The organism is Streptomyces colwelliae, assembly GCF_048158785.1.
Taxonomy (GTDB): Bacteria; Actinomycetota; Actinomycetes; order Streptomycetales; family Streptomycetaceae; genus Streptomyces.
This window is the reverse complement of sequence record NZ_JBLTJC010000774.1, coordinates 1-1,537: the sequence shown is the minus strand read 5'-3', so window position 1 is coordinate 1,537 and position 1,537 is coordinate 1. Positions and strand designations below refer to the sequence as shown.

2 protein-coding genes and 1 pseudogene are annotated in these 1,537 nt (G+C 72.5%); 1 reads left to right on the top strand and 2 read right to left on the bottom strand.

The annotated features are described in order from the left end of the window. Window positions 1-429, bottom strand: a pseudogene (locus ACNFOC_RS54240) (hypothetical protein); the annotation flags it as partial. 108 nt (window positions 430-537) lie between these two features. Next, window positions 538-840, bottom strand: a complete 303-nt coding sequence (locus tag ACNFOC_RS54235) for a hypothetical protein (protein ID WP_416966292.1) — start codon at window positions 838-840, stop codon at window positions 538-540. 104 nt (window positions 841-944) lie between these two features. On the opposite strand from ACNFOC_RS54235, the gene ACNFOC_RS54230 reads away from it, so the two are divergent. Then, window positions 945-1,208 carry a helix-turn-helix transcriptional regulator gene (locus ACNFOC_RS54230; protein ID WP_329240785.1) on the top strand — a complete coding sequence of 88 codons (264 nt, stop codon included), beginning with the start codon at window positions 945-947 and terminating at the stop codon, window positions 1,206-1,208. Window positions 1,209-1,537 lie beyond the last annotated feature (329 nt).

Below are 1,537 nucleotides of genomic sequence, written 5' to 3'. Positions count from 1 at the left end.
GGGCAGCGGGGCGGGGTGCAGCGCCCAGTGAGCGGCGCGCCGGCGGGCGCGGCGGCCGGGTGCCTGGTCCAGGACTGCGGCATCGAGCAGCCGCAGCTGCACGGGAGCAGCAGACCTGGCATCCGGCGGCTCCAGCCAGCCGGCGTGGGCCAGTTCCTGCCACAGGTCCCGGTGCCCGCGCAGGCGCATGCCGCGCAACAGCCCGGCCTGTAGTCGGACATAGCCGCGGGTATCGGTGCGCAGGGCGCACTGCAGGCCCAGTAGCCGGGCGGCGGGGGAGGTGAAGCGGGGCAGCGCGGCGCCGAGGTAGGTGAGCATCTCCCGCACGCGTACCTGCTCGTCGGGCCCCGGGCGGAACCCGGTGCGGGCGGGCTTCGGCGGGCCGGCGGAAGACTGCGGCAAGGCGGAGCCGAGCAGCGTGTCCGGCACCACGGCGGTGTGGCTGGTTGCCCCCGCGCAGGCCGTGCAGGCGTCGGCCAGCCGCCAGGTGCGGCCGCCGCGGTCACGGGTGAGGGCAAGACGTACTGGCCCGGCGCATCAGCGGTGACGCGGATGCCACGCACATCCCTGTGCCCGGCACTGGCAGCTGCGCAGATACACCGGCAGCGCGTCGGCGCGGGCGTGGCAGGCCAGATGTGCCAGCGCGGAGGAGGCAGCGAGGGGAGAAGTGTGGGCGGTGCAGGTGGGGCAGACGAGCGTGGGGCCGCCTGCTTGCGGACGCAGCTCCACGGTCCAGATGCGCCGCACTGCGGCATGCGCACGGGCAAGCCTCATCTGCTGGTCGTCCTCCTCTCTGTCCGTGCCGCGGTGGCCGTCCGGCCGTTGGAGGCCGGAACGCACGCACGGTAGTGCAGATCTCTGCACCGTGTACGTCACTCCCACCTCGCCAGATAGTGCAGAGGTCTGCACTGACAGGGCAGGGTCCTGCACCGTCGGATGGTGGAGTGACGATCTTGCCGCCCGACCCCGACCTCACCGCGCTGCGCGTAACGCTGGCGCGCCTGCGGGGCGAACGCGGCTGGACCTTCGACGAACTCGCAGGCCGTAGTGGCCTGGCCCGCCGCACCCTCATCGACCTCGAACACGGCCGCACCACCGGCAGCGTCACCACCTGGCACGCCCTCGCCCACGCCTTCGACGTACCCATCGAGCACCTGCTGGCCCCCCTCTGTGACGACCACACCCCGCCCGGTGCGCAAGGTCCCTGATCTGCCGGCACGCCCTTCGTGAACCTTGCCGTAAATCACCCGAACCGGCGAGCAGGCATAGAACGCAAGACCGTTCGTTCGCATGCCCGTTCGCTCCGGTTGGGCCAGTCGGAGGACGCACAGGCCGCTCCGGCATCTTTCGCCGCGTGTTGCCTGGCACGGTCCTCGTCATGTGCCCCAATCCCGCTCCCGCCGGCCGTCACAGCCGGGCCCGTGCGCTCTGGTCGGTGCTCAGCGCCGTCAGGGACGCGGGCAACGGCAGTGTGTTGAGGACGAGCACCGCCTTGCTGCGCTCGGTGAAGCGGGCCGCGAGCCCCTCGACCGTGCGG